This is a genomic window from Asticcacaulis biprosthecium C19 (assembly GCF_000204015.1).
Classification (GTDB): domain Bacteria; phylum Pseudomonadota; class Alphaproteobacteria; order Caulobacterales; family Caulobacteraceae; genus Asticcacaulis; species Asticcacaulis biprosthecius.
This window is the reverse complement of the sequence record NZ_GL883077.1, coordinates 664,384-669,570: the sequence shown is the minus strand read 5'-3', so window position 1 is coordinate 669,570 and position 5,187 is coordinate 664,384. Positions and strand designations below refer to the sequence as shown.

General features: G+C 60.4%; 5 protein-coding genes. 4 read left to right on the top strand and 1 reads right to left on the bottom strand.

The window, feature by feature from the left end; genetic code table 11:
- Positions 1-117 precede the first annotated feature (117 nt).
- Positions 118-1,335, top strand: a complete 1,218-nt coding sequence (locus tag ABI_RS03450; protein ID WP_006271444.1) for a divergent polysaccharide deacetylase family protein — start codon at positions 118-120, stop codon at positions 1,333-1,335.
- Positions 1,332-1,805 (top strand): RNA pyrophosphohydrolase, encoded by a 474-nt coding sequence (locus tag ABI_RS03445; RefSeq protein ID WP_006271443.1) that lies wholly within the window; start codon positions 1,332-1,334, stop codon positions 1,803-1,805. Before ABI_RS03450 ends, ABI_RS03445 begins: the two co-directional genes overlap by 4 nt.
- 49 nt (positions 1,806-1,854) lie before the next feature.
- On the opposite strand, the gene ABI_RS03440 is transcribed toward ABI_RS03445, so the two are convergent.
- Positions 1,855-2,889 carry an AraC family transcriptional regulator gene (locus tag ABI_RS03440; RefSeq protein WP_245531287.1) on the bottom strand — a complete coding sequence of 345 codons (1,035 nt, stop codon included), beginning with the start codon at positions 2,887-2,889 and terminating at the stop codon, positions 1,855-1,857.
- A gap of 496 nt (positions 2,890-3,385) precedes the next feature.
- Here ABI_RS03440 and ABI_RS03435 point away from each other — a divergent pair, with 496 nt between their 5' ends.
- Together ABI_RS03435 and ABI_RS03430 are read left to right on the top strand one after the other, a co-directional pair.
- A complete protein-coding gene (locus ABI_RS03435; RefSeq protein WP_006271440.1) occupies positions 3,386-4,441 on the top strand; it encodes a 1,9-bis(guanidino)-5-aza-nonane synthase in 1,056 nt (351 codons plus the stop codon).
- A 438-nt stretch (positions 4,442-4,879) separates the two neighbouring features.
- Entirely contained in the window at positions 4,880-5,167 is a 288-nt protein-coding gene (locus tag ABI_RS03430) for a hypothetical protein (protein ID WP_245531286.1), read from the top strand.
- Positions 5,168-5,187 lie beyond the last annotated feature (20 nt).

The window sequence follows — 5,187 nt, the reverse complement described above, 5'->3', positions numbered from 1 at the left end:
AATTAGACGCCGGAAGTTCGTGCCCCCCTCCTACTTCGCCATAAAAGGAAGCCTTCGTTAGGGTTTATTAACCCTGACTTGGGACAATCCCAGGGTTAAGTTTCCGGATCGCGTCCCATGTTCGCCAAACCGAAATCGCCCGCCTTCCTCAGCCGCCCCGCCACCCCGCGCGGCGCAGGGTTAGACCTGCGCGCCAAGGCGGACAAGGTCATCGAATTTTTCAAAAAGCCTTACGTCGCCCCACTGACCGCCGGCAGCGCCTTCATCCTGGTCGTCATTGCCTTTCTGAATCTCGCCGGCGACCCCGACGCCGCCTCGCAATCCGTCCGCATCAAGATGCCCAAGACGACCGCGGCCAAGGCTCCACCGCCACGGTCCGGCGCCGGTGAAGCTGCAGAGGGCGAGACCTTTACCCTGGACAGTCTGGGTCTGTTCGGCGACACGCCGGTCGAGGGCTTCAACCTTGATCCCGCCGCCGAGGCCGAGCCCGGCCACGCTGTCATCACCTTGCCCGGCGACGAAACGGCGACCGCCGCGGAAGCCGGACCGCGCGCCGCGCGCATTCCCCTGGCTCAGTCACCGATCGCCGGACTTGTCCAGACCACGAACAGCGGCCCTCTGCCGATGATTTCACCTGCCGGCCTGACGCCAGCCTCAGCCTATGCTCGCCCGTTCAGGTCTGACGGCCGTCCCTATGTCGCCCTGATCGTCGGCGGCCTGGGGCTGAACCCGACCGCGACACGCCAGGCCATCGACCAACTACCGCCGGAAGTCACCCTCTCCTTCGTGCCCTACACCCAGGGTCTTCAGGGCTGGATCGACCTGGCGCGCGCTTCGGGCCACGAGGTCATCGTCGAAGTGCCGATGCAGCCGACCAACTATCCCGACACCGATCCCGGCCCGCAGACCCTGATGGCCAACGCCAAGAGCGACGAGTTGCAAAACAAGCTGGCCTGGTCGTTGTCGCGCGCCACCGGCTTCTTCGCCGTATCGAACTACCAGGGTAGCGCCTTCCTGAAGGACAAGGCCGGCGCCCAGACCTTCATGAGCGTTCTGAAATCGCGCGGCGTGGCCTTTATCGACGACGGCCAGGCGCGTGGCCTCCAGGGCGCCTGGTCGCGCGCCAGCGCCGACCGAGTCATCGACAGCCAGATCAACGCCCAGGCCATCCAGGCCCAGCTTATAGGTCTCGAGACCACGGCGAAAAACCGCGGCAGTGCCCTGGGCACCGGCTTCGGCTACCCCGTGACCCTGGCTGTGGCCCTGCGCTGGACCCAATCGCTGGAGGCCAAAGGTATCCAGCTCGCGCCCGCCTCGGCACTGCTGCACCAATGACCGCGCCGACCGGCTATCGCCCCAATGTTGGTGTCGTGGTCTTCAATCGCGATGGCCAGGTTTGGATCGGACATCGCTTCGGCATGGCCGGCGACTATGCCTGGCAGTTCCCTCAGGGCGGCATCGACGAAGGCGAGGACCTGGAAGAGGCTGCCCGTCGCGAGCTTTATGAAGAGACGGGAATCAAAAGCATCGACCTGATCGGCCGCACGAAGGATTGGGTCGTCTACGATTTTCCTGCGGACGTCCTGGCCCAGGGCAAGATCGGCAAGAATTTCAGGGGCCAGAAGCAGATCTGGTTCGCCTTCCGCTTTACCGGCGACGACAGCGAGTTCGACCTGAACGCCCACCACGAGCAGGAATTTTCCCGTTGGGAATGGTGCGATCTGGCGACGGTCATAGACCGCGTCGTTCACTTCAAGCGCGACAGCTACCGCCAGGTGATCCAGGAATTCGAGCGGCTGGTTTAGGGTTCCGTGGCCGGCGTGAACCCTCCGCGCGGCGGCTTCATGACTTGCCTTACTTCGCCGGACCCTTACGCCGGGTATCCGACGGCGCCTCGCCGAACAGATTGGCATAATATTGGGCAAATCGTCCGGCATGCGGAAAGCCATGATCGGCGGCGACCTCGGCAATAGGCCGGGTTTCGCGCACGTCCTGCAAGGCCTGGTGCGCCATCTGGAGCCGGATCGTCCGCAGATAGGCGTGCGGCGTCACATCCATATGGGTGCGGAAGCTGGTCTCCAGCGTCCGCACGCTGATGTTGGCGGCCTTGGCAACCTCGGCCATGGACGGATTACGCCGCGCTTCGCGGTGCATGAAGTCACGCGCCACACGCAGATAGTTGGGCATGGGTCCGGCTTTCGGCGCCTGCATGCGCTCGGAATAGCGGTGGGGGATGCTTTCGAGCAGCATATGGCTGAAGGTCTCGGCGAGGCGCTGCTGCAGGGTCGGCGACAGATGCCGGCTCTGGAAGGTAAAGGCGTCCGAACACAGGGTGGCGATCAGCCGCGCCAGCAGTTTCGCCTTTGACGCCGACATGTCGATCACCGGCCCCAGTTGCAGATCCTGTTCCACCGGAAGCTGGAGAATATCGTACAGGAACCGCTGGACCCAGTCGAAGCTCAGCTTGATGATATAAGCTTCGCAGGTCCGCGCTTCGGCAAGGTGATAGATGCGCGTCTCGGTCCGCGGCTGGTAGATCATCGCTGAACCTGCGGCAATCGTTTGCGTCGCGCCACCGCGCTCTAGGCGCAACGCACCGCGGACCGGCATGATAATGACGACATCGCTGGTCGGTTCGGTCTGGATCTGAAAGAAGCCGCGACTCGAGGTCAGACGCGCCATCAGGATGCGTGGCGCATTGCGGCTGTCTTGCGATTTCAACACGCCAAGATTCATCTGCCAGTGAAAGTCCGGCCCGGAATCGTCGAGGTCGCAATTCCAGTCGAAAAAGCTGCAGATGATCTTTTGGAACTTTTCAAAGCTGTCGCCGACGCATTGCCATGTCTCCACGGAATCGAGCGTATTGCCCTGCATGATCTCTAATCCCAACGCAGCGTTCCTCCATCCCTGAGAATCAGGTTCCAGTTGAAGGGCTGTCTGGCAGTAGATGAAAAGATTCCACTGTTAAAGAGAATGGATATCCGCTAATAAAAACTGATATCCAGAATGCGAAAAAAAAGACAGTCCCAAGAAAACCGTCCACACCTTAGAATGTAATGACAATTCAAATAATTCCGTTCTGCGTCGGAATTTCTAAAATATCCATAAGTGCGCGCAGTTCATGCAAAATGCGTAAAGTAAATGCGCGCGGTTATTTGGGAAATTGGGCATTTTCGCGGCTAGCGCGCTTATCATCTCACGCCCGGCCAATATCCGCAAGTCCGTCATATTGCGGTCATCGTAACAAACTATCGCTTGGGAATTGCCAACCGGTTCGCTTTCCTCTATAGCGCCGCCTCACTGAATACCCTCCCCATCGCACCGTCTGGGGGACCAAGGGCCAATGACGGGCGTCCACCTTCTCCTCTCGTTTAAGGATCAAGAGATGAACGCTGAAACCAAGACCCCCTCCAATACCAAGGCCCAGTTGCTGACGGAGACCGTCGAGCATGTCGACATCACGTCGTATGACGCGCGCCCGATCATCGATTCGATGCGCAAGATGTCGTTCTCGTCGCGCGACACCGCGCGCGCTGCCGACATCTTCAACATGGCTCTGGCCGACAAGGGCTGCTCGACCTGGCTGATCCTGGCCGGTTCGACCTCTGCCGGCGGCTGCATGCACGTCTATCGCGACATGGTGAAGTTCGGCATGATCGACGCCGTGGTCGCCACCGGCGCCTCGATCGTCGACATGGACTTCTTCGAAGCCCTGGGCTTCAAGCACTACCAGGCCGCCGGCTCGGTCGACGACAATGTCCTGCGCGAGAACTATATCGACCGCATCTACGACACCTATATCGACGAAGAAGAGCTTCAGGCCTGCGACCACACGATCCTGGAGATCGCCAATCGCCTTGAGCCCCGCGGCTATTCCTCGCGCGAATTCATCTGGGAAATGGGCAAGTGGCTGTCGGAAGGCAACGCGAAAAAGCCCGGCTCGCTGATTCAGACCGCCTACGAAGAGGGCGTGCCTATCTTCTGCCCGGCCTTCGTCGATTCGTCGGCCGGTTTCGGTCTGGTCAAGCACCAGAAGGAGCGCATCGCCGCCAAGCAGCCCTATATGCTGCTGGACGCGATTGCCGACTTCCGCGAACTGACCGACATCAAGATCGCAGCCGGCACCACCGGGCTGTTCATGGTGGGCGGCGGCGTACCGAAGAACTTCGCCCAAGATACGGTTGTCTGCGCCGAAATCCTCGGCGTCGAAGCCGACATGCACAAGTATGCGGTTCAGATCACAGTTGCCGACGTCCGCGACGGCGCCTGCTCGTCTTCGACACTGAAGGAAGCCGCCTCGTGGGGCAAGGTCTCGACCACCTACGAACAGATGGTTTTCGCCGAGGCAACCACGGTTGTTCCGCTCATCGGATCGGACGCCTATCACCGTGGCGCGTGGCAAAATCGTGAAAAGCCGCGGTGGGCCAAGCTGTTCGCGTAATTGTGAGACCAATAACGCAAATATATTGCACCGCACCTATTGTCTTTTCCCTGGAAAGGATTAGTTAAGGCGCTCACGCTGTGATCATCGTATGATTCCCTTCATAGGGGTCACAGCAACAAGTTCGTCGCCGGGATCATCCCCCCCCTCGAAACCGGCGGCATGCGCGGCCCTCCTTGCCCCCCAAGGAGGGCCGTTGATTTTTACGGCACCGTTGTTGCGGGCAAGTCGGGTTTTCCTGTGATGTGCGCTTTTGCCAAGGCAAAAGACGCGGGCTTGCCCCCCAAGGAGGGCCGTTGATGTTTACGGCACCGTTGTTGCGGGCAAGTCGGGTTTTCCTTTGACGTGCGCTTTTGCCAAGGCAAAAGACTCGAAGGCATTAACCTGCCTTAATCGCCATTAACCAAATATCTACCTGAATTTCCTAAACTCGGCGGTATGACCACGCCGATTCGCCCTTCCCTCGCCCAGATGCTGAACCCGCAGGCCACCCAGGCCCGCCCGGCCGCACAGGCGCCAGCCCAGGCCGGGAGTTTCGCCTCGGCTTTGAACGCGCAGAAGGCCTTCTTCCAGCAGGTCACCCAGCCCAAGGTTACACCGGCGACCTACACCGCCGCCGACATCGCCAAGGCAACGCCACAGCTCAATACGGCCCCGGCTCCTGCAGCAGACGACGGCGCCCAGCCGCTGAAGCGGCCCGGTTCGTACGTCAACATCGTGATTTAATTACCTCTCCCCGTTTACGC

Coding starts and splice junctions, on each gene's coding strand:
- ABI_RS03450 (WP_006271444.1), top strand. CDS start 118: ATGTTCGCCAAACCGAAATCGCCCGCCTTCCTCAGCCGCCCCGCCACC.
- ABI_RS03445 (WP_006271443.1), top strand. CDS start 1,332: ATGACCGCGCCGACCGGCTATCGCCCCAATGTTGGTGTCGTGGTCTTC.
- ABI_RS03435 (WP_006271440.1), top strand. CDS start 3,386: ATGAACGCTGAAACCAAGACCCCCTCCAATACCAAGGCCCAGTTGCTG.
- ABI_RS03430 (WP_245531286.1), top strand. CDS start 4,880: ATGACCACGCCGATTCGCCCTTCCCTCGCCCAGATGCTGAACCCGCAG.